The sequence below is a fragment of the Leptolyngbya sp. GB1-A1 genome (genome assembly GCF_039962475.1).
In the GTDB taxonomy this organism is placed as follows: domain Bacteria; phylum Cyanobacteriota; class Cyanobacteriia; order Elainellales; family Elainellaceae; genus Leptolyngbya_A.
The window spans coordinates 17,083-41,495 of sequence record NZ_JAMPLI010000038.1 but is presented as its reverse complement, the minus strand read 5'-3'; the positions used below and the strand labels follow the sequence as shown (position 1 = coordinate 41,495).

Genomic DNA, 24,413 nt, shown 5'->3' with positions numbered 1-24,413 from the left:
AAAAATTACGACTGAACCCTTATCGATTGAATAAATCATGAAGACTAACAACCTCAAACAAGCAATTGGTGTTTTTCCAAATCAGGAAAAAGCAGAACAAGCACTGCTTGAGCTACAAAGCGTCAATTTTCCAATGCACCAAATCTCCGTAGTGACCAAAAATTTAAACGCGACCAAGAATTTAGTAGACAAAGCAAATCAGCTATCCATCACTCGTATAGAGGGGACAAAAGCAGGAGCCGTACTAGGAAGTGTAGGAGTTGGATTAACGACACTAATGATTGGATTAGGAGTTTTATTAGTTCCTGGAGTAGGTCCAGCACTCGCACTTGATAGCATCCTGACAGCATTTTTAGGCAGCAGTGTTGCCTCTGCCGCAGGTGGGTTATACGGCGCATTTTTGGGATGCTTAGACCCTGAAAAGCAGGTCAAACTCTACAAAGAACAAGTTAAGCAGGGAGATTGTTTAGTCATCATAAAGGCAACAGAAACCCAAATTCTTTCTGTTGAACCAGTTCTTCGCCGTTGTAGCGTTCGATCGTGGCAGGTCTATGACCTTCCCTAAAAAAATAAAAGCCGTGTATTTTCTCCTTCAACTCGGGTCATGTAGGTCTTGCTCACCATCGGGGCTCCCTTTGGAATAAATCCTGGATAAACAGACCAACCAGCAGTGACATAGAAGGAGCACGGCTAACTCACCACGATCATCCAGAACGGTCGGAATGTCTCAGCACTAGGGTCGCCCAACACCCACCCTAGAATCCCTTTTCTACAGTGGTCAACAGCAGTCTACAACCAGATTTTGTTTTTTTAGCCAACAAAGGCCTCCAGTGCATCCAATTCACCGACTTCAGGAAGAGCTGGAAAGAACAGCAATCTGGCGCCTCCTGACCCCGACCTTCATTGTTGAACTAAGCCAAAGTCTAAGCGAAGAGAGCAATTCAAAGCATTCATTCATTCTTGCTCTCTCCCCACCTCGAGAATTTGTAGTATGCCCTTGACAGCCTGTATTACAAATATTACATTTGTAGCATAAGATGAGACACAGAACAGCCGAAAGGAGCTAACCCATGAATTCTCGCTCCCTCCCCAGCATCGGTCTTTTCTCGAAGTGGCTAGCGTTCCTCAAACCATCCTCCCCTGGTGCAGTTGCACCCCTTCGAGACAAAACCCTTGATCTAGAACATCTTGATCTGGAACATCAATCCGATCGCAGCTTAAAACACGATCGCGGCTTGAAACAGATTGAAGCCTTTCGCCATCTAGAGCAAATCTATCGTCTGGAACGGCGCAACTTCTTCTAATTTCTGCAATCACTGCTGCTAAAACCCAGCTCCGCGACCAAATGCTGATGTAGCTTAGTGGGTAGAGCAATCGCCTTATAAGCGATGCGGTACGGATCAGCTTCGCTGCGCGTAGGCAGGTTCGAGTCCTGTCATTAGCTTGGGTTTATCCCAGTTCACAATCATCGATAAGGACACGAAACTATGCCTTACGACAAGCTCAATTTATCAACTCCAGTGCCCGTTCTGTCTTGGGCAGGACATGAGTTGGGACATGATGAAATGAAAATGGCAAAGAACGTTGCCTCCTTGCCGTTTGTTCACAAGCACGTTGCCCTCATGCCCGATGTTCATCTGGGTAAGGGTGCATTGGTGGGGTCAGTGATCGCCACCAAAGATGCGATCGTCCCTGCTGCTGTGGGCGTGGATATTGGCTGCGGGATGTGTGCTGTAAAAACGCCTTATCATGCTGACCAGCTCGACGGGAAGCTGAAGCAGATTCGTCTGGACGTTGAAAAGCTGATTCCGGTTGGCTTTAACGAGAACAAGGACACTGACAAAGACGTGACCAACTGGCAGGGCTGGGGTGACTTCAAGGATTTGCATTCTGGGGTTCAACACCTGGATGGCAAAGCTTTGAAGCAGATGGGTAGCCTTGGCGGGGGCAACCACTTTATTGAACTGTGTCTGGATACCGAGGGACAGGTGTGGCTGATGCTGCATTCCGGTAGCCGCAACATCGGCAACATGCTGGCGCAGCGTCACATTGAAACGGCAAAAGAGCTGGCAAAGCTGGCTGGATTAAAGCTGCCTGATCCGGATCTGTCTCACTTTGTTCAGGGCACTTCTGAATTCGAGGCATACTGGCGCGATCTGCAATGGGCGCAAAACTATGCCCTGCGGAACCGGGAAGTGATGATGGCACGATTCAAGCGCGTTGTTGAAACGCATCTGGCAGGCGGTAAACCGTTTAAGCCCTCCATTCAGGTCAACTGCCACCACAACTACGCCGAGCGGGAAACTCATTTTGGCGAATCGGTGTATGTCACCCGTAAAGGGGCAGTGCGGGCGCGCCAAGAAGACTATGGCATTATCCCTGGCTCAATGGGTGCAAAGTCCTTCATCGTGAAGGGCAAGGGCTGTGCAGATGCTTTCTGCTCCTGCTCGCATGGGGCAGGTCGCCAAATGTCACGCAATAAGGCAAAACTGCACTTTACGCTGGACGATCTGATTCAGCAGACCGATGGGGTAGAGTGCCGCAAGGACGAAGGCGTGCTGGATGAAATTCCGAGTGCCTACAAACCGATCGAGCAGGTGATGGCGAACCAGAACGATCTGGTCGAAGTCGTTGCCACGCTGAAGCAGGTGATGTGCGTTAAAGGCTAGAGGTTGGAGGAGTCATAAAACTGCGATCTGCAGGATTGATTGGCTCTTCAATCCCTTCCTTGCAATCTTAGATACTCTTGCCTCCACCCCGTTTGAGCAGTGTCTTCCCATTACCCGATCGTTCAAAGATGTAACTGCAAATGCCAGCATCCATGCCGTTCGACACCGGGAGCTTGGACTACTCTACGTAGGCAAACATGCTATAGCCGCGAGCGGTTCTGGGATAGACACAAGGCTTTTCTCTGGTCTTAGAAGCTATTATCATCGCTGCTGCACAACCGCCCTATAATGCCAGATACCCTGTGAGGGGTAATGCAAACCGTTGGCACACCCCTACCTTCTAAGCAAAGCGACGAGCATCTTAGCCCGATCGCTGCCAAAATGTTCCTGGCAGCCCTACCCGAACACGTTCAGCAAGCATTGTTAGGTCATGCCTAGGAAACACAGTATCCGATCGAAATGGTACTGGAAATGGCGATCGCAGGCTTTCTGGACAGTGAAGCGATTACGTTTGCAGGCTGCCGCTCTGAATATACAGATCGCTAAAGGGCTAATTTGGCAATCCCACTTTGCGTAGGAGCTAATCGATCACTTGAGTCGGGTGACAGCCCAGATAATCTCAACAGTCCTGCCAAACTAGATCCAGGAGGCTTATTGTCCAAAAAGCCGTGGAGATAGCTTATTCAGTCGAGGCCTTACTGGAAACGACGTTAGCTAACTTCCTCGATCGCGAGGCTTTCAACTTCTCGGATTGCCAGCCCTACTATCGAGGAGAAATTGATATGCTGCTCAGCACCTATCAGCTTCGGTACCAGCGGCTTACCTTTTCCAACCGGGATCTATTGCCTACGTCTAGCCCTGATAAGACAGCTTAACTCCCTGCCCTATTCAGAATCAGGTATCTGGATGAGCGGCAGTTGCAGTTGCTCCATGTCCAGCACTCCTGGATTAATCTCTGCCCATGCCCTTGCTTCTGCTATAAGAATTGGATCACCAGACGCAAGATATTGCTGCATCTGGTCAATCTGCTGCTTCTGTTGAGCTTCAGAGCGGATGTGCTGCAGCCGCAATTGAGCCGATCGCCTTGCCTGCTGATACGCTTCCTGCTGTGCCTTCACCTGAAACAGAGCTTGCTGAATATACTCCACCCCAGTTGAACCGGAAGGAGCAAGAGCATTACCATCAGCCGATCGCCCTTCAGAACTAAAACAATGGCTAGAAGCCTTGTCCTGTCTATTATCACCGCCACCGTTAGGAAATAAGCTTGGAGAACTGAGCCAGTTAGATGCTGCTTCAGTGCAATCTAACTGGCTGTTCTCACTGAAGCAAGGGGGGTGCGGGGGGTTTTCCACAGGTTGATGACCTGCTCCCTCTTCCTGAGCAGATCCCAGTCCAAAATAATTGGGATGCCACAGGTCACGGTGGCGATAGAGCGATCCACCTCCAATGCCATATTGGAGCAGTGCCTGAAAACGAGCTGTTGGTCGAACAGGTAAACTACCCTTTTCAAGCAAATCTGCAATTGCTTGCTTAATACGGTCCCTTGTCACTGCTGACTGTCGCTGGTTCCAAGAAGGCAACTGGTCAATTGCGGTCGCCAGTTCTGGGGCTTGAAGTTCTAGCTTAGATTTGGAAATTCGAGAACCAAAATGAAAGTAATGGCTGTTTTCAATACATCGTGCCCATTCCTCAGCGCGGTGTTCAATCTCATGCTGATGCTGGCACCAATCTGTGTACCCAGGTAGGGATCGTGCAGTTACTACAATGTTATCCACTAATGCCTGTCCTTCTAACGGCTGACCACCTACTAGAAGGTGATGAAAAATATAGGACCGCATGGTAATGCGTCCTAGAAGGCGATTTGTTTGCCCTACTCCAGTCCAACCTTGCTCAATCTCAGCGTTTAGATCATTGATAAACTTTTCCACTTTGCCAGAAATTCCGTATTGGCGTCGCCTCGCCTGCTTCAGCACTCGCTTGATTGTGCTGGTATCCAAAGTATTCCGCTCTTGAACAAACTGCCACTGTCGAACGAAAGTTTGTGTATTACCCCAAACAGGCTGCCACTCAGTATTTAAGAGATAGGAACCAGCCTGTAGAGGCAGACGGTGAGCATTAAAGAGGCTATAGGTTCCATCCGTTGTGAAAGGCCTGGGATTCGGAAAAAGTTCAAGCTGCCCAGGCTGAAGTTTGAATCCAGCATTTTCCAGAAGACAAGCCAGGACAATAGCGACCTGCCAGGAACTCTGAGATCGCTGAAATGGGAAATAAAGGTGAAGTCCCCCGCTATAGCTAGAGGTACAGGCAAGATAACCGACAAGTCCCAGTGGTTCCAAGGCAGCAACAATGCGAGAAATAGCAAAGGGATCTCGACTGGGGTGATAAAGACTGGTCACGTCAATATCAACCAGAGCATACCGAGTTTCCGCACCAAAGCGCACACCATACAAAGAAGATCCTTGTCGAATCAGGCGATCGCTTAAGGGATGTCGACTCTCCGTCTTCCACTGGGGCTTTACACCTGGATCTGAATGCTCTGCCCAGATGTAGTCAAAACGATGTGGGAAAAGCATAAGAAATGCATCGTCCCACTCCTGAACATATTGAAATTCACGAGCTGCACTGACCATGATGACTCTCTTGAGAGCCAGGGCAAGCAGCAAATGCCTCTATTGATTCTCCAGCCTATAGCCAACACAAAACTCAGACTGCCACACCAAAGAAAAATGTGGTAGCCTTAGCAAGAAGGTAAATCAAAAGAATCTGAAACGATGGCAGTCGTTCCAGACTCGAACTAGAGAACCGGGTGTAGAGAGGCTTTGCGAGAGGCTCCGCCCCGGTTTTTTAGGTTTTCCAAGACAAAGCGTACCACTGCACTATAAGGATCTCAAGAGGCGAAATCTCAGTGTACGCGGGAGTTACAGGCCAACAATACGCGGGAGTTACAGGTCTTTTTAGGCAAAACCATACGCCGGAGTTACAGGGTAAAACCATACGCCGGAGTTACAGAGTCCTTCCAAAACCATACGCCGGAGTTACAGGGTAAAACCATACGCCGGAGTTACAGGCTTAAAAATAAGACTTTAATAAACTCAGTGCTTTCATAAGCTGTTTTCTACGACTTATACGTCGGAGTTACAGGGTAAAACCATACGCTGGAATTACAGACTGATTAAATCGTAGTACGGCGGATTTACAGGCGAAACCATACGCCGGAGTTACAGGCCTTTTCAGGCGAAACCATACGCCGGAGTTACAGGTTACTCCTGCAAAATCATACGCCGGAGTTACAGAGTAATTCCAGATTTAGCGGATTTTGTTTTCCTTCAGGCAAGAAACGCTAGTTCTGGGATATTGACAGATGCTTAAAAAATATGCCTTGCTGGACTACTTCGCTGGTAAAATTGCCAAACAACCCCAGACCGATCAGCAGGAGCTTATGGTAGAGAAGCAGGAAAACGGATCGTTCGCTGTTGATGGGCAACTCTTGATGGTGCTGCCTCGCGCAGGGGCATCTCTTAGAAACCCCGATGTCCAGCTACCAATCCTACGAGCCGATGAGGATGGGTACTACCTGGAGATGCGGGTTGAATCAGATTCTAATGACCCTAGTGAAGTGATACTGACTCGACGGGTACAGTTAGAAAACCTATCAGTGGAGGAATGGGAAGAACTAAAGCAGCAGTATGCCGATCTCGATCTACAGTCCTGTAGTGATGAAGGGATCAGTAATGGATTGGAGAAGATCCAGGATCGCAGAATCCAACGGTTATTCATGGCGCTGCTGACTTTCCTCAATCCCAGACAGGTCGCAATCGTGCTTTACCTATATCGATTAGCAGCTCACCAGGGTAACGGACGACTGGTTACGTTTCGATCGAATGACCTGCTAGAGTGCCTTGGCTACAAGCGTACCAAAGACGGTGGGTTCGCTTCAAAGGTGCGATCGCAGCTCAACCGCGATCTCGTCGCTCTGCACCGCACAGAACTTGTACTTGCCCAATCCCTTCGGAAGGGTAATCAGGTTGGTGCAAAGGTCATGATCAAGAGCGTGTTGCGAATCAAAGATTATGAAATTGATAACGTTCCACGCGACTTTGACTTATTGAAGGCTGCTGACTATACCTATGAATTAGCAGATGCCTACACAGTTGCTCTAGAATTCTTCGAGGGTCCAGGACGCACTGGAGATTATGTATTGTTTGCTAGCGATATTGACCTAAAGCAGAAGCTAGGAAACAATGCGAAGAACGACTATAAGACAAAGCTGTTGATTTACCTAGCTAGCCGGTTGAAGTGGGACTCCCCGCAGGACGGACAGTACCTCACGATTTCTAAACAATATCTGTTCAAGAATCTTGACCTGTTCGGGAGCAATACTGCACGCAACAACCAAATCTTCTGGCGTACTGTAGAGGAGTTGCAGCAGGAAGGCTATATCTTAGGGGCACAGGAGCTTCCTGGCAAAAGAAAGGCTGCAACAATTCAGTTTCAAATTAATCCTGAGAAGTTGAAAGCAAATGCAATTTGAGCTTAAGCTCAGTTCGGCAGAGCTGCGACAACGGCTTCACCTCCTCCTGTTCGCTAATTCAACTAGGAACTGATTCCTACAGGACTTGTGTTATGACTATCTGCTTATTCTTAAATTTGTCCAGTTAAGTTAACAGTACCTAAGGAAGTTGCGATCTCCACTGGAGCAAGGTTGGATAAAGAGTCTGAAAGCGTATCCAAGCATTGTCTAACTTGGGAGAAAAGGTATCTGGAAGGGTTGGGGGAGCCGTAATCCTTAATTGAGGAATCATGTGTTTATCGCCATAGGCTCCAATTCCTAGACCTGCTAGAATCGCGGCTCCTCGGGCTGAGGCTGCTGATACCGCAATGCTATAGAGTGGCACTTGTAGCACTGTCGCGAGCAGTTGTCTCCAAGCAGGTTCAAGGGTACCACCACCCGCCAGGCGAACGTGCGGAATAGACATATCAGGAGTCGTGGTTTGCGGGTAGCGCAACTCAGAAGGAAGCGCTTCCATTCCCTGCTTGATCGCAAAAGCAACTCCTTCCAGAGCAGCCCACATCAGGTGCGATCGCGTATGGTGTAATCCCAATCCGACCCAGGTACCCCGTGCGTGAGGATCAAGATGAGGCGTACGCTCCCCAGTAAGATAGGGCAAAAACGTCAGTCCTTCGCACCCAGGAGGAATGGAATCAGCGGCTTCATAGACCTCTGTCCAGCTTAAGCCCAGAATTCCTCGTACCCATTCCAGAGCCAGCCCGGCATTTTGAATCGCTGCTAACCGATACCATTGTCCGGGCAAAGCTGTACGAAAGAGATGGGTACGAAGGGAATCATCGGCATGGGGCTGAGCGAGCGGCGTAATAATTTGAGCTCCTGAACCAATTGTGAGCTGCACTGCTCTGGGGTCGAGCAGGCCACTACCCAGCATCGCTGCTGCGGTATCAGCAGCCCCCGCAACCACAGGAATTCCTGTCTCTAAACCCAAATGATGAGCAGCTTGAGCCGTTAGATGCCCTGTAATACGGTTGGAGGGAAAGAGGTCTGGAAGCCAGTCGGTGCGAAGATGCAATGCTTCCATCACCTCAAAAGCCCACTGATCCGATCGCACATTAAACAGTAAGGTTCCAGAGGCATCTGAGGGTTCTGCCCCGACTTCCGCTGTCATTCGGAAACGTAGCCAGTCTTTCGGCTGCAAAACCCAACGAGCGGCAGCATAGATGTTTGGTTCTTCTCGCTGCAACCACACGAGCGTTGGGCCAGCCATTCCCGCCGTAATCGGGTTGGCGAGTCGGTGCAGCAAGTCGGCAGGAAGCTGCTGATAGACTTCGAGCACATCGCTTGACCGCATATCTGCCCAAAGAATAGCAGGGCGCAAGGGTCGCCCCTCTTTATCGGCTAGCACAACCCCATGCATCTGGCCCGAAAGCCCGATCGCCTCAACAGGATACGAAGAATTCGCCATCGCCTGCCGCACTGCGATCGCTACAGCCTCCCACCATGCTTCCGGGTCTGTCTCTGCCCAACCTGGTTTTGGAGATTGCACCCCATAAGTCTGCGAAGATTCAGCCAATACAGTTCCAGCCTTATCCAATAACAAAGCTTTAACGGAACCTGTACCCAAATCAATTCCCAGCAGCATGGTAATTCTAAAGGTTTGTTGAAAGGGTTGAAGAACGGTTATGGGTTCGCTTCAGCAAGCGATCGCGATGCGGTTCGCAATCCTTGATCAATGAACTGACGCGCATGGCGAGCCAAATGCATCCCATCGCTCCAAAGATTGCGCCAGATCGCTAGCGTTGTGGAAAGATTGGGGGAAACTACTGCTGAGGAGAAGCTTTCAAAGGTAATGGTGCCCTGGTAATTGATCTCAGCTAGCGCATCAAACAGCGTCGGAAAGTCTATCGTGCCCGTGCCGAGGTAACCCCGGTGGCTTTCCCCGACATGCACGTAGCCTAGACGATCGCCAGCAGTTAATACCGGAGTGCGAAAACCCGACTCTTCAATGTTCATGTGATACGTGTCAAGGTGTACCACCACATTGTCCTCGCCGATCGCGTCAATCATTTCGATTGTTTGCTCGGCTGTATTGAGGAGGTTACTTTCATACCGATTGACGGTTTCTAAACCCAGCGTGATGCCATCTGCAGCAGCCTCCCTCGCTAAGCCACGCAACACATTAACGCAGTTTGCACGCCCTTCCCTTGTGGGCATTTGAGAATATTTGCCCAAAGCGCTATAGAGAATGCCCCCCAAATAGTTAGCACCAATGCCGCGAGCAACCTCCAAAGCTTGATGGAGAAGGCGATCGCCTGCCGCCACAATTGCTGGATCTACGCTTGAAATATCGGTATCAAAACTGAGACCTAGAGAGCAACCTGCCTGCAGCCCAACCGACTGGAGGACTTGCCGGGTCATGTCGATGTCGATCGTGGAAGGGTCGAGAACTGGGATTTCGATCAGATCAAACCCCGCAGCCTTGCTACTTTCGATCGCCCTTCGGCATTCCGCCTCGCTCCATCCTCCAACCCACACCAGCGCGTGGACACCAATTTGATTCATGATTGTTCCTCCTGTTGGGCTCCTGTAATCATCGCCACCAGCTCTTTGCCGCTAGTATTCTCAGTGCGTCGTCCCCCGACTAAATGACCACTGCGCATCACCCAAATCTGGTTTGAAAGGCGCATTACCTGATCGAAGTTATGGCTGATGAGCAACACTGCCAAACCATCATCTCGAAGCCGCAAAATCAATTCTTCAACGCGAGCGGTTTCGCGTACACCAAGGGCTGCGGTCGGTTCATCCATAATCACCAGGTGCGACCCCCAACTTGCAGCGCGGGAGATAGCAACTGCCTGTCGCTGGCCACCCGATAGACGCCGTACTCTGGCATTAATGCTGGGAATGTTAACCTCTAATCGACTGAGCATTTCAGCAGATCGACGCCGCATTGTCCGCTGGTCAAGAAATGCGAGCGGTCCAAACCGTTTAACCAACTCACGGTTCAAAAACAGATTCTGCCAAATGCTTAGGTCATTGCAAAGCGCCAGGTTTTGATAAACCGTTTCAATCCCTGTCCGTCGAGCATCTTCTGGGGAGGCAAAATGAACGGGTTTGCCATCGATGAGAATTTGTCCTGCGGTCGGCGTATGCACTCCTGAAATGCATTTGATTAATGTAGATTTTCCTGCCCCGTTGTCACCGACGATCGCCGTAATCTCGCCTTTGTAAGCCCAAATCGTAATATCTGTGATGGCATGAACATTGCCGAACCATTTGCTAACCCGATCGACATGCAAGAGTACGTTTGAAGAATTGGGTATTGTTGCGCTTGAGCTATTTCTAGTAGACGGGGAAAAGCCCCCATTTCTAGAAGGGGATGAGATGGAATTGGAAGGGTTCGAACCATCGCCTGATGGATGAATCGGTTCATCTAAACTCATTGTTGATACCTCATAAGCAAGGCGGCAAGAACAACGACAATCCCGACCGCCAGTGGCTGATAAAACTGGGAAACCGACAGCAACGTTAAACCATTAACAAGCGCTGTGAGCAACAACGCACCGATGACTGGACCCGCAACTGTGCCTCGTCCACCAAACAAACTGACACCCCCCAGCACCACAGCCGCCACAGAATTGAGCAGAAAGCTGGTATTCGAGGCAGGCTCTGCTGCGCCCACACGAGCAGTTAGCATAATACTGGCGATTCCTGCTAAGCAGCCGGAGATCATATAAGCCATAATTTTCATGCGATCGGTGTTAATTCCCGTTGCCCGTGCTGCTTCTGTATCTCCCCCTGTCGCCAGCAGATGAGTACCAAATCGGTTATGGAACAGCACAATATGCGCGATGATGGCAATAATGGCCGCCAAAATCACAAAATAGCTAATAACACCCAGACCGCCCGTCGCGAACCTCAATAGAAAAGGACTGGCAATTTGGACGGGCTTCCCATCGGATAGCACTAAGGCTGCGCCTGCCGCTGCACTAAGGGAGCCAAGGGTTACAATAAAATCGGTAATTTTGCCTTTAGCAATGACGAACCCATTAATTAGTCCTAGGAGAGCACCTGCCGCGATTGCCAACAAGCACGCCACTCCAATTCCCCAGCCGCGACTATAGGCTTGCCCAAGCACAACACTTCCTAGCGTCAAGATCGAAGCGACAGATAGATCGATTCCTCCAGTCAAAATGACGTAAGTTTGTCCAATCGTCAGCACGACGAGAATTGCTGCTGCGAGCAGAAGGGCTTGCACATTCCCCACCGTCAGGAATACGGGGGAAGCAATGCTAAAAACGATAATTAACAGAACTAGCGCGACGGCTGCTGTCCAATCTGCCCAGAAGCTAGGGTCTCGCAGTCGCCCCAAGGTTGGAGATATATGAGCCTGTGTCATGGCATACCTTCTACGATGTAGGGAAATCGCATCAATGGGCAATCGCAGGGGCATTTGAAGAAACACCCCTACGGCAAGAAATGGCGATCGCTGCTTCAGGCTTTACTGCCCCAGCAGATCGGCAAAGGGGTTTTCATAGTCAGAGAAGGGTTTGGGGAAACTTTGCAGCGCTTGATCTGCATTGCTCCTGTTCACCACGGCAACGGGGGCAGTCACGTCCTGTGGCAGGGTTTCACCCGCAATTGCTGCCCGACATGCGTCCATGCCCATTACTCCGATCGCATAAGGATACTGAGCAACCGTTGCTGACAACGTTCCCTGCTGCACTGCTTTAATGGCATCCTGGAGTCCGTCTACACTAATCACCTTCACTTGAGATTGTTGTCCCCCATCAGCGAGTGCTCGAACCACTCCTAATCCCATATCGTCATTCGCAACGAAGAATCCTTTCAAATCGGGGCGTGCCCGCAGAATGTCTCCAGCGGCGGTCAACGCTTTCTGCCGCTCCCAATCTGCGGAAACGGTTTGCACAATCCGAATGTTATTGGGAATGCCTTGTTGAAAGCCTTCCAGCCTAGCCTGACTAGTTGCATCTCCAGAAACACCGCCTATCAAAGCGACATCTCCACCATCCGGCAGCAATCTAGCCATTTCCTCAGCAGCCAATCTACCCGCACTCACGTTATCGGTGCCAATGTAAGTCGAGAGCTTCAGATTAGCTGTCTGTGCAGCCTCCTTACTGATCGGGCTATCAATGTTAACGATATGCTTGCCTGCATTAGCAACCTGAACAAGGGGCTGCACTAAGTTTGTTTGTGTGATGGGATTGATGATAAAACAGCCATAATTTTGCCCCGCCAATGCCTGCACTTTATCAGCCTGTCCTGTCGTGTCGTTTAAACTATTGGCTGCCTGCACTGTGACAGTCGTACCTGCGGTTTTTGCCTGATCTTCAATGCCCTGCTGCATTGTTTGGAAGAAGGGATTATCTAATCCTTTAATCACTGCAGCAACAGGTTGTGTGTTCCCTCCATTTTGATTGCTACTCTCATTACTGCTGTTATTGCGTTGAGGTCCACTACAGCCTGCAAGTGCCATCACCGCGACCAAAAGCACTGAAGCACTCCTCATGTCGCATCGTTTCTTGCCCACTTCCATGCCTCCTATCGTGAGACTATCCCTAGGGCAAACGCATCTTCATAAACAGAAACAAAGTTTGAATTTTATTCAGAATCTTCTCTAGATGTAGTGTCTATTAGAGAATGATGTCTAGAGAATATTCATTTACAAAATTGTAGTGCGTTTATCCTGGAAAACTTTATTTTTCTATCTTCTACGGAGGCATAAAACTGTGCGTCCACCTAAAGACTGACCTCAATGATGATTCAATGAACAAGAACGATAAACAAAAATAGCAAAGAAAGTAAAACGAGGATAGCAAAGAAAGTAAAACGAGGACGCGGAGATGGAGATATTGCGATCGTCACAGATGCACCCTCTGAGGTGAGTCGAGCCGAAGATAGCTTCGGCAGCCCATGACGCTAATGTTTCGCATCGTCGAATGCTCTTTTGCAGGATGTGCCACAGTTTCCGTCCGAAACAACACCCGCTCACCGCTCAGCACTACCGGGAACAGAAGCGCCAACGGATTTAAGATTGGCAAGAGATTGTTGGGTTGAAACCTGCCGCATAATCCTGTGATTCCAACTTACCAGGGACTATCTGCTTATTCTTAAATTTGTCTAGTTGAGTTGACAGTACTGCTGCAACTACATTGCACTCTGATTAGGCGATGTGGCACAGCTTATGGTTTATTGCTTCTATAATATCGCAGCTGCCTTTGGTTCTTAACCATCTAGGAATTCGCGCTTCTTTGGCTTCTAAGTGTTTTGACAATTTTTGTAAGGTTAAAAATCTAATCTTACAAAATCAGAATGATTTTTCAAATTTGCAAGTGCGGATGTAAAGTCTTCCCCGATCAGTTATTTTTGTAAGATAGACAAGCAAACATTACGAAAATAATGATGTTCTCTTCTCACCTCGAAGCCGAGAAGCAATGCCTTTTAAATTGCATCGAAGCAATTCGCAAAAGTGGGTCTGTAGCTCCAGCACATTATTTTCTCACAACAACAATGACGACTTCTAAGGCAGGCAAGACCTACTACTATGCTCGCCTAGTAAAGGAGGAAAGTGTGGGTAAGCAAACTGTTCGTTCTCTAGGGCGCATTGGTAGTAGCCAGCACCTTGCTTGGGAGCGATCGATCGCGCGACGGGATGCGATCGTTGAACTGGAGCAGCAGCTTAAGCTCTTGGATGAACTGATGCAAAGGCAGCAGGAGCGATCGCATCTAGTCGAGCGAGACTTTTCGGAGCCAGAGAAGGATTAATCTCAGTTTTACTTCCAGGATTCACGCTGCAATTGTCGCCTAGCGTTTTCCTAAGGATTTTGTAAGGTTTAAGTTCAAACGTTACAAAACCTTTATATAATGAGCTTAAGCACAATAGGAAAGCCTCAAGAGGTAAATCTCATACGAACGGCACTACGGTAATGTTGTACAGTGCTGACCCTTCAAGATTTGGTTGTGTCGCACAAATGATAAGGTGGGGAAGCTCAATTTTCTCTAGCCTCACCCTAAATGGCCTCCCAATCCTTGTTGAAGTGGAAACACTTCCTGCCCGAAATCATTGTATTGAAGCAATGAGTCTAATTCGCAAAGGACAAGTCAAGGGAATCAGCAAAGGGGACAGTGTGTCTTAAGTAGAATTGATTGAAGCACCCTTCAGAATTAGCGCTTAACGAAACGCGAACGAGATACTTTGTTTGTCACTAAGTTTGTCACTAAAAAGTATTTGCGACACAACTGCTCTGACAGTTTCGTTTATCTGACTCATTCATTTATCTGGCTCATTCAAAGTAGCGACGGAAGTAGTTACGATAGAGCTTGCATCGGGGCAGCGCAGTATTCCCTACCAATTTAACCAGACCCATACTGTCTAGTTTAAAGGCTTGTTCGGAGGGAAGCCGCACGGGGGTCTCGTGCAAAACAATGTCCCGAAATGCTTCCATTAAAAATGGATTACGTTCGAGATTGCTGAGGTGGCGACGCAGATGGTCTGCATAAATGCTGCCTGTTATGAAGGTCTCTTGCAGGAGTTGATCAAAGCTCAGAGTTTGGTGAGCGATCGCATACAGTGCCAATCGCACCAAAAACGGATGTCCTCCAATCAATTCCATTAAGGCTTGGATAGCTTCAGGAGAGAGTGCAAGACCATAACGCTGCACCAATTCCTCCACCTGAGGTGCCGTGAATTCTGGTAACTCGATCGGTAGCCCGACGTTAAACGGAGATTTGTTGATATCAAGCGGAATATAAACCTCTGTGGAATGCACGACAATCAGACGAATATTCTTCCAAATCTCTCGCCGTTTTGCTTCTTCATGGAGGGCACGCAATAGCCCAAAAAAATCATCAGCAATTTCGAGGTTTGCAAAGACGCGATCGACTTCATCTAATCCCAGGGCTAGGGGAGTGGAGAGAGACGGCAGCAAATACTGTTCAAAGTAGGCTTTGCAGCATTGGTTGCTGCCAATAACGGGAGCAAGTTGCCAGTGGCTTGCCAGTTGGTTAGGGTCAAGCAGTCCCAATTCTAAACTTACACTCGCACAGAACCACTGGAGAAACGTATCGGGGTTGGTCAGGCTGCGCTGATTAGCAAGCTGAAAGCTCAGGGGGATAGCCCGCGCTCCTTGCTGTTTTGCCTGATGAAGAATGCGAGCCATTAAGGAGGTTTTGCCCATTTGGCGGGGGGCTTTGATCCGAATGAGGGCCCCGGGTTGGGCGATCGCTTCGTAGCACAATGTCTCGATCGGAGGCCGCTGGATATAAAACTGCGATTCGAGATCGATTTGCCCACCGGGGATTTCAGGAGCTGCGCTGGGGAGAGGTGGAAGAGGTGATTGGTCAGCAGGCGTTGTTAGCTGTCTCCAAGATATGGCAAGCTCATGGTTAACTGAAAGAGTCATCCGCCGCTGTTCCAAAACCTCCAACAGAGCTGATGATAATCGGGTAAATGATTCAGATAGCTGCCATTGCCACGGTTGGCTGTCCTGCAAATAGCTCAGTAAATCAAACGGTAATCGCTGCATCCAGGGTAAGTTGAGCAATATCGGCAGAATTCCAGGCTGGCACCTTTTCGTCTGCAATTCCCTGGTAAGCTGAACGTTTGCTAGAGTTGCTTCACTAGCAATGGATTGTTCTGTTAACAGCAACAGCCAGTAATCCGAGAATTGCAGATTTTCGGCAGATAGCAAAGGCGTGGAGGGGGTCACCACTTGATGCCGAGTTTGGGCAAACGACTGCTGAAGCTGCGTGATCAGTTCAGCACAGCTTGCATCACCGCTAATCAAAATGGTTACAGTACTGTCCTGCCCGTTCAACTCTGGCTGAGTTTGTTCCGCGGGTGGTTCTGCTTCTAGGTCAGCGAGATCGCGCCAATCCCGCCCCAACGCTTGACAAAGTTCTACAAAATTAACGAAATCTACGGGTTTGCCATTGAGAAAATGACTGACCGTTGATTGGGCAATCTCAAGCTGCTCAGCAAGGAGCCGCTGGCTGGGAAATCCGTTTCGCAGCAGAGACAGCTTTATGTCAAAGATACAGGACTGACGGAGTTTGAGCGATCGCGGCATAGGCAGGGCAAAGGGGAGAACAAAACAGAATCTCAGCGTGTTGGCAATTTCAATTATGACGAATGGGACAAACCCCGATAGTATAGCCGTCACTTACCCGCTTCGGACGAACATCTAGGACGGCACAATTCTCCTTTTCCAATGTTTTGACGATCGCTGTTTTGGTGCAGGATAGGAGTCAAGCTCAATAAAGTCGATGAAAACTCGATTGCAACATAAAGTTTTCCTGCCTGAACTCACTAACCTCTCAACTTTCATAGGAGATAACCACAGATTCCCAGAATCTATTTCCCTCATTTCTTGTCTAACTAACTATGACAGCACATCCCAATCGAACGGTCGCTCACTATCCCTATTACCAGGCAGGCGGCACTTTACCCGAACAGGCTCCTACCTACGTCAGGCGGCAGGCTGACCTCGATTTGTATGAGGGGCTGAAGGCAGGTGAGTTTTGCTATGTGTTGAACTCGCGTCAGATGGGGAAATCCAGCCTTCAGGTACAGGTGATGAATCGTTTGCAGGCGGAGGGAATTGCCTGTGTTGCGATCGATATTTCTGACATTGGCAATCAGGTGTCTCTGGAGCAGTGGTACGGCGGCGTTGCCTACAAGCTGGTGAGCCAACTGGACCTGTTTAATGCTGCGGAGTTTATGACCTGGTGGCGCGATCGCAGTTCCCTCTCTCCGGTGCAGCGGCTAAGCCAACTCATTGAAGAGATTTTATTAAAACAGTCTCAGTCGATTGTGGTTTTCATTGATGAAATCGACAGCGTTCTCAGTTTTCGAGACTCACTCGATGATTTTTTTGTTCTGATTCGCGCCTGCTATAACAAGCGAGCACACCATGCTGCCTATCGTCGGCTCACCTTTGCGCTGCTAGGTGTTGCAACTCCTGGCGATCTGATTAGTGATATCAATCGCACCCCTTTTAACATTGGTAGAGCGATCGATTTGTATGGCTTTGTTGAACACGAAGCCCAAGTTTTAGCGGAAGGATTCAAAGGTGTTGTGCCCGATCCTGAGATAACGTTACGCGAAGTTTTACGATGGACGGATGGACAACCGTTTTTAACGCAAAGAGTCTGTCAATTAATTGTTCAGGAATGGAGTTGTGAACAGGCTGGACAGAATTGTATGACTCATTCTGTTGATGCTCTTATCAGGACGCGGATTATCGATCGTTGGGAAGCACAAGACTATCCCGAACACTTGAAAACAATTCGCGATCGCCTGCTTCGGAATGAGCATCGGGCAGGACGATTATTAGGGCTTTATCAGCAGATTTTGCTGTCTCCCAGTCAATCCATTCCTGCTGATGATTCGCCGGAGCAGATGGAGTTGAAGCTGTCGGGGCTGGTGGTGCAGCGTCAGGGCAGGCTATGGATTGCAAACCGGATTTACGCAACTGTGTTTGATCCAATCTGGGTCGGTGAGCAGCTTGACAAGCTGCGGATTTACAACGAGGCGATCGCTGCCTGGTTAAACTCCGATCGCCAGGATGATTCCCGCCTCCTGAGAGGACAAGCCTTGCGCGAGGCGGTAGATTGGTCAGCAGGTAAGAGTTTGAGCGATGAGGACTACCAGTTTTTAGCGGCGAGCCAGGCCGTTGAGAATCGCACGATTCAACTAGAGAAACTGGAAGCTCAGATTGGCTGGGATATCGAGAAACAGGAGAAAGAGAGCATTGCCAGAGCCAATCAAATCCTGACCCAAGCCAATCAAACGGCCAAACGACGGATTCGCATCGGATTAGTCGTGCTAGTGGCTTCAATTGTGGGAGCGGCGATCGCGGCTCTGTTTGCCCAGAATGCCCTGCAAAAACAGCAAACTGCCCTAGCAGGCACACGGCTGGAACGGCAGGGAATGACCGTTTTACGACAGTTTGAAACCTCTGAACTGGATGCTCTAGTTTCTGCGATGAAGGCTGGGCAGGCGCTAAACCAGTTGGTGAGGGGCAATCGTCCCTGGGCTGAGTATCCAGCGATCAGCCCCGTTCGAGCACTGCATCAGGTCTTGAGCCAGATTCGCGAACAGAATCGGGTAACAGGTTTTCCGGCTAACCTGGGGGCGGTGGAATTTAGTCCTGATGGAAAACTCGTTGCAGTAGCTTCTGCGTCTCCCTCCGCAGGAGTTCATGCTGCTGCTCAACTCTGGACAACTCAGGGAAAGCAGATTGCAACGTTGGGTGATCATGGTGGCACAGAACTGGAGATGGCGTTTAGCCCAGATGGTCAATTGCTCGCAACCTCCGGCTTTGACGGTAAAATTCGCGTCTGGGATCGACAGGGCGATTACCCCGAAGGGGGAACTGCTTTGCATCGTCTGCAAGAGTTTCAACAACCTCAAAATCGTCCGGTGTTCGGTCTGGCATTTAGTCCTGATAATGAGCGGCTGGCGGCGGCTAGTGTTGAGGCAGTCGATGTCTGGTCATCTCAGGGACGCTACCAGTTTAAGCTGGAGGGGTTTGAGGGCAATATTCATGCGGTGCAGTTCAGTCCAAATGGGCAATATTTAGCGGCGATCGATGAGCGGGGCAATGTAAAAATTGCATCCTATCGCGGTCAAACGTTAGCTAGCTTCAAAGCCTCTCCTCACTTGAAGATGCAGTGGAGTCCCAACAATCAGCATTTGCTAACGGTTGGGATGGACGGTATTGGTCAAGTGTGGACGTTGAGCGGCGATCGGTTTGGTGAAATCAAAATTCCGGGCAATGGCAATGTCGCACATTCACAGATCGCGGATGCTGAATTCCTCTCGAGCAACGAAATCGTAGCGATCACAATTAATGGAGACGTAACCTACTGGACACCTGAGGGAAAACAACAAACTCCCAGGGTTCCTGGTAACCGTTCCAAATCCCAAACCATTACGCCAGTGGAAGCGAATTTACATCTCAGTCCTCAGGGTAATCACCTTATCTTTAGCGATTTCTCTGGCAAGATTTACCTGGGTCAACAGCTTAAAGCGGTTAAGCCAATCGTCTCAATGATGCAAGGGCAGGGCAGAATTCTCAACGCCTGGTTTTCTCCAGAGGGTAATCGTCTGCTCACGTTTTCAAGCGCTGGAACGATTCAGGAATGGAACCTGCAATCGTTCAATTACTACCCACTACAGGGAACTTCGTCTGACTTTATGCCATCCACCGATGTCAACGGAGCAGCCGATCGCGTGATTGGTATCAGTGCCGAGGGCAAAGCCCAACTCTGGGATACCGCAGGACGGAGACTAACAACACTAGATACCTCCGGACAATCCTACCTGCAAACACAGTTCAGCCAGGATGGGCAGGTGATTGCGATCGCCGGACAGGAAGGGCTAATTCGCCTGTGGAATCCGCAGGGACAACTGCTGCAAGAACTGAAGGGTCGCCTTCCTTACGTCAGTTCCCTTGCCCTCAGCCGAGATGGAAGCCATATCGCCGCTGCGACCACCGACAACCAGATTCATCTCTGGAATCGTGAGGGAAAGGTGCTGCTACAAACTCGGCTCTCTTCTACGTCATCGATTAACGCACTGCGGATTAGCCCCAATGCAGAATGGATTGCAGCAGGACAAGCCGATGGCACTGGCACCCTAACAATCTGGTCTTCTAATGGGCAAAGACAAGCAAGCTTCAAAGCTCACGATCAAGCTCTGATCGCTCTGCAATTCAGCCCAGATAATCAACACCTAGTCACAACTGGCTTAGAAGGAACAATCAAAATCTGGACAGCTCAGGGACAGCTTGTTAAAACGCTAGAGCAAACCCAACCAGATGCCTACTCGATCGAATTCAGCCCCGATGGACAATACTTTGTGACCACAGGGATGAACGGCAATATCAAAGTCTGGAGCCGCCAGGGACAGCTCCTCAGCGATTTTACAGGACACACCGATTCTATCTTCAGAATTGCATTTAGCCCCGATCGCCGCAGCTTTGCCACCCTGGCTAGTACTGAGCTGCGATTGTGGACACTAGATGGACAGTTGCTGAGCGATATGAGTGTTTCTGAGGGCACACACAACATCAGCTTCAGCAAAGATGGTCAAACAATCTTCACCGTTGGAAATAACAATACGATCCATCACTGGCAAGTGCCTGAATTGCCAGGCCTATTAAAGCAGGGCTGCAATTGGTTATCTCCCTATTTCACCCATCATCCAGACTTGCGCGATACACTTCAATGTCCTTCCTAAATCTAAAAGCCATTCTGGAATTAATCTTACTGCTGATGAAGCCTAACTACTCAGTATGAGTTCCTAGAAAAATCGCAAAGCATTTCAAAAAGCCTCTCAAATGATGTATCTATGCTTTAGTGTAATTGCGAATAATGCTCTTCCATTTTCCATCTGAAACCACCGTAGAATCAGAGAGATCTGTCATGCAGCCCTGGATGGTGCCCATCATTGTCAGTTTGTTTGCTGCTGTACCTGCTGCCGCAGAAGCAATTCCAAATTTGTCTGCCTTGTCAGGGGATCATTCTGTCCCTACGATCGCCCAAGTCAGTCCTCAGTCAAGCCCTGCTGCTCAAGCCTGGGAGCTAATTCGGGCAGCCCGGCGCAATGCCGCCAATGGTCAAGTTGCTCAAGCGACAGAAGCCTTACTCCAGGCTGAACAAATCACCGCGCTCCTCTCCAATTCCGTTACCCTTGACCAATTCTTTGCCACCATTGCAGCAGAGTTAGCAAAACTGGGACAGTACGATTGGGCGATCGCTATCACCAACCGCATGAGCTATAACTCCCTGCCTTCATTAGGGTGCTGTGTGCCTGTAAGGACGGATGCGGAAGTTGCAATCGTCCAAGCTTATTTGAATGCCGGACAGATTAAGACAGCCCAGCAATTTGCCGAGAAAATTCAGTTTGCTCCATCCCGTGACCAAGCCTTAATTCCTGTGGTCTCTTATCTGGTTGAGCAAGGACAGGTCAGCGAGGCAATTGCCCTCAGCCAATCTATACAGGATTACGGCGACCAAGCACGCGATGCCATTCTCAAAAGCTATATCAACACCGATCGCTTCACAGATGCATTGGCATTCACAGAAAAGATCACAGACCCTAACGAAAAATCATCCCTGCTCTCAACCCTAGCGCGGTGGGCATGGCGCAGCGGCAAGACTGACCTGTCTTACCAGATTGCCAGTCAGATTCCAGAGCCAAGCAGCCGAGTTCAGCTCTGGATAGAAGTCGCTCTTGCCTATGCTAAAGCTGGAGCAAAAGAACGCGCCGTCAGCATTCTTTCCGAAGCCTATGAGCTAACCGAAATGCAGCCATCGCAGGTCTTCGCTCAGTGGGCAGGTCACTTCGCCCAGGTCGGAGCCTTCGATCGCGCTCTAGCTCTTACCAACAGCTTCACCGGGTATGAACAGGCTCATGCCAAAGTCATCATCGCCCGCGTCTACTCCGATGTTGGGCGGTATAACGAAGCGATCGCCCTTACGCAACAGGTGCCAGATGGAATCCTGCAACCCTTTGGCGATATGCCTGACCTGAAAGTAGAAGCCCTGCAACAGATCGTTCAGCAAGCGGCGAAAGCAAAACAGTATGATCGGGCAATGCAAGCTGCAAATGTCCTTCAGGAACAGGCTCGCGTCAATGCACTGCAAACGATCGCTCAACAGTACCGGCAGGTTAATCAACCTCAAGATGCGATCGCCATGCTAGATCAAGCTTTGGCTGTAGCTCGCACTGTGGATAAAATGACTATCTTTTACGATCGCAATACCTACGTCACCGTTTCTAACGCAGGATTGTTGCTAGAGATTGCTCAGGATTATCTGGCGTTCAATGAATCCGATCGAGCCAGGGCAGTGTTAAATGAGGCGCTTGAATCAGCTAAAACTCTAGAGGTTCAGAATCAAGATTCGGTGCGAGAACAGGTGCGGTATCTGGGAACGATTGCCCGATTATATGCCCAACTGCAACAGCGTGAGGAGGCACAAGCAGCGGCAGAAGGCGCGTTTAATCTGATCAGTCAATTTCCTGGAAGTGAGCGGTCGTCATCTTTCCCCTTCTGGACAGTAGTGCCGATGGCTGAAGTGGCTCAAATGTTTTTCCTTGCGGGGGATGAGGAAGAAGCGATGCAAATGCTGTCGGGTTTAAGGACAGTTAACAGCACCGCTACAGAACCATTGCAGCAGCTTAGAGGAATGGAGGCGATCGTCAAAGCCTATGCAACTATAGGCGCGGAACCGCAAATGCAGGAAACTGCAGAAGCCGCCTTGACCCTAGCACAAAGCCTGGAACCTGCTCAACAGGATTGGATGATTGGACGCATTGCAGTTGCAGCAGCATCTTCTGACCCAGCCTATGCCCTCCAGATTATCCAGAATCAGCCCCACCAAGCTGGATACATTTCCACGCTGGCTCAAATGGTGGTGAACTATCATGCCACAGGTCAAAACGCTCAGGCACAAGCCGTTGTCATTCGACTTCAGCAAATTGCGGAAACGATTCCTAATGATAGCCAGCGAGAACAAGCCTTGAATGATGCAGTTCGTTTTTATTTCGTGCTTTCGGGAGTCCAAAATCCATCTATCTCACAGTTGCTACAGGCGGGGCAAATCAACGCTGATCTTCAGTCTCCTAACTTGAAGGCTTATAACTGGTTCCTCATTGCTCAAGCCTATGCCTTTCAGGGGGAAACGAGCCGCGCTAACCAAGCCGCACAATTTTCGCGCGAGGCTGTAGAAACAATGCCCAATCGCTTCGAGCAACGGGAACTCCTCTGGCAAATGGTTGAAGAAGCTTTAAATGCCAAGGAGCCTGCTCTCGCAGTACAAATGGTAATGGGGTTTAACGAAGAATCTTATCGAACGATCGCGTTACAACAATTCAAAGTTTAACTCTCAAAGGAGTTAAAATGGCAGCGTGTTCAACCGTATGGGAATGGGAAGCAGAGAGTAGCGAACCCCCTAAAATAGGTTCTAAAACAATTGTGCTGGATGGAAGCGATCGCCCTCTTTGCATTATTGAAACGACAGAAGTAACACTCCGAGCATTTAATGAGGTGGACGCACAGTTTGCCTATGAAGAGGGTGAGGATGACCGTTCCCTGGAATCCTGGAGAGAGGAACATTGGAGGTATTTTTCACGGGGATTACCCCAAATCGGTAAGCAGCCCACTCCTCAAATGCTGCTGGTTTGCGAGCGGTTTCGTGTGGTTTACTCGTAGTCATCAGGATGCTGAAGAGCGATGTCATTTCCAGAACACTTTCTTCCCCAACAAACTGAACGACTGACGCTTCGGCGCTTTACTGAGACTGATCTCGATCGCTTCCTTGCCTACCGGCATGACCCTGAGGTTGCCCGCTTCCAAAGTTGGTCAATGCTATTAGAGAATGAGGCGATCGCTTTCATCAATGAAATGAGTACAGTTCCAATTGGAATTCCAGGGGAATGGTTTCAAATTGCGATCGCTCTCCAGCAATCCAATCTACTGATTGGTGATATTGGGATACAGGTAAGTGAGCACGATACAACAACAGTAGAAATTGGTTTTACGCTACATCGAGAAGAACAAGGTAATGGCTATGCAAAAGAAGCGATTCAAGCATTGCTTTGCTCATTATTCGAACCTGGAAATATTACGAAAGTCATTGGCATCACAGATAGCCGCAATCATCCATCAATTAATCTTCTGACACGATTAGGAATGAACTTAGTAAGCTCTGAGGAGGTTGTATTCAAGAATGAACTTTGTCTAGAGCAAACATTTGAGTTGAGGAAGAAAGGCTGGTTATTGCATACAGTCAATGAGTTAAAACCAGAGTATATTCTTGATGGTCGTCGCACCACCACACTGGAGGCATTCTACAACCAAGTGGAACAGATTTTGCTGGCAGGACAACCCTGGGATAAGAACCTCGATGGTTTCCATGCTGTACTTCGAGGTGATTATGGATGCTTACCTGATTCATTCCGATTAGTATGGCGAGAAGTAGACTATGCGAGAGCAGCTTTAGGTTATGACGAGACTGTTCGCCAACTGCTGCAACAGTTACGGGATTGTCCTCCTACTGCGTTAATTAAAACCGCCTGGGCACTACGAGCAGCCCTGAGAGAAAAGGGACCCACGGTTTTTGACTGGTTGGTGGAAGCGATAAACCGTTATCCAAACGTAGAGTTGGTGCTGGTCGAAACGGCGGATGATGTTGAGTAGCTACCG

At 49.2% G+C, this 24,413-nt stretch carries 19 protein-coding genes, 1 tRNA gene and 1 pseudogene; 12 read left to right on the top strand and 9 right to left on the bottom strand.

Annotation, left to right across the window (positions count from 1 at the left end; genetic code table 11):
- Window positions 1–37 precede the first annotated feature (37 nt).
- Window positions 38–565, top strand: a complete 528-nt coding sequence (locus tag NDI45_RS23755) for a general stress protein (RefSeq protein WP_348249138.1) — start codon at window positions 38–40, stop codon at window positions 563–565.
- A gap of 8 nt (window positions 566–573) precedes the next feature.
- On the opposite strand, the pseudogene NDI45_RS23750 reads toward NDI45_RS23755, so the two are convergent.
- Window positions 574–858: pseudogene (locus NDI45_RS23750) on the bottom strand (IS1 family transposase); the annotation flags it as partial.
- Between the two features lie 212 nt (window positions 859–1,070).
- Between NDI45_RS23750 and NDI45_RS23745 the strand changes: the two are divergent.
- The 5 genes from NDI45_RS23745 to NDI45_RS23725 all read left to right on the top strand — a co-directional run bounded on the left by NDI45_RS23745 (window position 1,071) and on the right by NDI45_RS23725 (window position 3,246).
- Window positions 1,071–1,304, top strand: a complete 234-nt coding sequence (locus NDI45_RS23745; protein ID WP_190790752.1) for a hypothetical protein — start codon at window positions 1,071–1,073, stop codon at window positions 1,302–1,304.
- Between the two features lie 43 nt (window positions 1,305–1,347).
- Window positions 1,348–1,444, top strand: a tRNA-Ile gene (locus tag NDI45_RS23740).
- Between the two features lie 43 nt (window positions 1,445–1,487).
- Entirely contained in the window at window positions 1,488–2,669 is a 1,182-nt protein-coding gene (locus NDI45_RS23735) for an RtcB family protein (protein WP_190790751.1), read from the top strand.
- Between the two features lie 312 nt (window positions 2,670–2,981).
- Complete coding sequence (locus tag NDI45_RS23730; protein WP_277879055.1) at window positions 2,982–3,107, top strand: hypothetical protein; 126 nt, start codon at window positions 2,982–2,984, stop codon at window positions 3,105–3,107.
- Window positions 3,100–3,246, top strand: a complete 147-nt coding sequence (locus NDI45_RS23725) for a hypothetical protein (RefSeq protein ID WP_190790765.1) — start codon at window positions 3,100–3,102, stop codon at window positions 3,244–3,246. Before NDI45_RS23730 ends, NDI45_RS23725 begins: the two co-directional genes overlap by 8 nt.
- Window positions 3,247–3,553: 307 nt before the next feature.
- Here the strand turns inward: NDI45_RS23725 and NDI45_RS23720 are convergent, their stop codons facing one another.
- Window positions 3,554–5,299 (bottom strand): hypothetical protein, encoded by a 1,746-nt coding sequence (locus NDI45_RS23720; RefSeq protein WP_190793959.1) that lies wholly within the window; start codon window positions 5,297–5,299, stop codon window positions 3,554–3,556.
- Window positions 5,300–6,108: 809 nt separating this feature from the next.
- Here NDI45_RS23720 and NDI45_RS23715 point away from each other — a divergent pair.
- On the top strand, window positions 6,109–7,200 hold the full coding sequence (locus NDI45_RS23715) for a hypothetical protein (protein ID WP_348249141.1): 1,092 nt from the start codon (window positions 6,109–6,111) through the stop codon (window positions 7,198–7,200).
- Between the two features lie 139 nt (window positions 7,201–7,339).
- On the opposite strand, the gene xylB is transcribed toward NDI45_RS23715, so the two are convergent.
- The 6 genes from xylB to NDI45_RS23685 form a co-directional block, all read right to left on the bottom strand.
- Window positions 7,340–8,821 carry a xylulokinase gene (xylB, locus tag NDI45_RS23710; protein ID WP_190790926.1) on the bottom strand — a complete coding sequence of 494 codons (1,482 nt, stop codon included), beginning with the start codon at window positions 8,819–8,821 and terminating at the stop codon, window positions 7,340–7,342.
- Window positions 8,822–8,859: 38 nt separating this feature from the next.
- Entirely contained in the window at window positions 8,860–9,741 is an 882-nt protein-coding gene (locus NDI45_RS23705) for a sugar phosphate isomerase/epimerase family protein (protein ID WP_190790927.1), read from the bottom strand.
- Window positions 9,738–10,478 (bottom strand): ATP-binding cassette domain-containing protein, encoded by a 741-nt coding sequence (locus NDI45_RS23700; protein WP_199296426.1) that lies wholly within the window; start codon window positions 10,476–10,478, stop codon window positions 9,738–9,740. The genes NDI45_RS23705 and NDI45_RS23700 overlap by 4 nt, the downstream gene beginning before the upstream one ends.
- Before the next feature lie 140 nt (window positions 10,479–10,618).
- On the bottom strand, window positions 10,619–11,578 hold the full coding sequence (locus NDI45_RS23695; RefSeq protein WP_348249137.1) for an ABC transporter permease: 960 nt from the start codon (window positions 11,576–11,578) through the stop codon (window positions 10,619–10,621).
- Between the two features lie 102 nt (window positions 11,579–11,680).
- Entirely contained in the window at window positions 11,681–12,709 is a 1,029-nt protein-coding gene (locus NDI45_RS23690) for a substrate-binding domain-containing protein (RefSeq protein WP_348249136.1), read from the bottom strand.
- A gap of 352 nt (window positions 12,710–13,061) precedes the next feature.
- Window positions 13,062–13,223, bottom strand: a complete 162-nt coding sequence (locus NDI45_RS23685; RefSeq protein WP_348249135.1) for a hypothetical protein — start codon at window positions 13,221–13,223, stop codon at window positions 13,062–13,064.
- 487 nt (window positions 13,224–13,710) lie between these two features.
- On the opposite strand from NDI45_RS23685, the gene NDI45_RS23680 reads away from it, so the two are divergent.
- The gene (locus NDI45_RS23680; RefSeq protein ID WP_348249134.1) at window positions 13,711–13,965 is read left to right on the top strand and encodes a hypothetical protein; all 255 of its coding nucleotides are present in this window, start codon (window positions 13,711–13,713) and stop codon (window positions 13,963–13,965) included.
- Between the two features lie 518 nt (window positions 13,966–14,483).
- On the opposite strand, the gene NDI45_RS23675 is transcribed toward NDI45_RS23680, so the two are convergent.
- Window positions 14,484–16,268: an AAA-like domain-containing protein gene (locus tag NDI45_RS23675; RefSeq protein WP_348249133.1), complete on the bottom strand. Its 1,785-nt coding sequence runs from the start codon at window positions 16,266–16,268 to the stop codon at window positions 14,484–14,486.
- Window positions 16,269–16,582: 314 nt separating this feature from the next.
- Between NDI45_RS23675 and NDI45_RS23670 the strand changes: the two genes are divergently transcribed.
- From NDI45_RS23670 to NDI45_RS23655, 4 genes are all read left to right on the top strand, one after another.
- Window positions 16,583–20,443 (top strand): AAA-like domain-containing protein, encoded by a 3,861-nt coding sequence (locus NDI45_RS23670; RefSeq protein ID WP_348249132.1) that lies wholly within the window; start codon window positions 16,583–16,585, stop codon window positions 20,441–20,443.
- A gap of 185 nt (window positions 20,444–20,628) precedes the next feature.
- Complete coding sequence (locus NDI45_RS23665) at window positions 20,629–23,091, top strand: hypothetical protein (protein ID WP_348249131.1); 2,463 nt, start codon at window positions 20,629–20,631, stop codon at window positions 23,089–23,091.
- Between the two features lie 17 nt (window positions 23,092–23,108).
- On the top strand, window positions 23,109–23,420 hold the full coding sequence (locus NDI45_RS23660) for an ASCH domain-containing protein (RefSeq protein ID WP_190792004.1): 312 nt from the start codon (window positions 23,109–23,111) through the stop codon (window positions 23,418–23,420).
- Between the two features lie 21 nt (window positions 23,421–23,441).
- A complete protein-coding gene (locus NDI45_RS23655) occupies window positions 23,442–24,407 on the top strand; it encodes a GNAT family N-acetyltransferase (RefSeq protein ID WP_190792005.1) in 966 nt (321 codons plus the stop codon).
- Window positions 24,408–24,413: the final 6 nt, after the last annotated feature.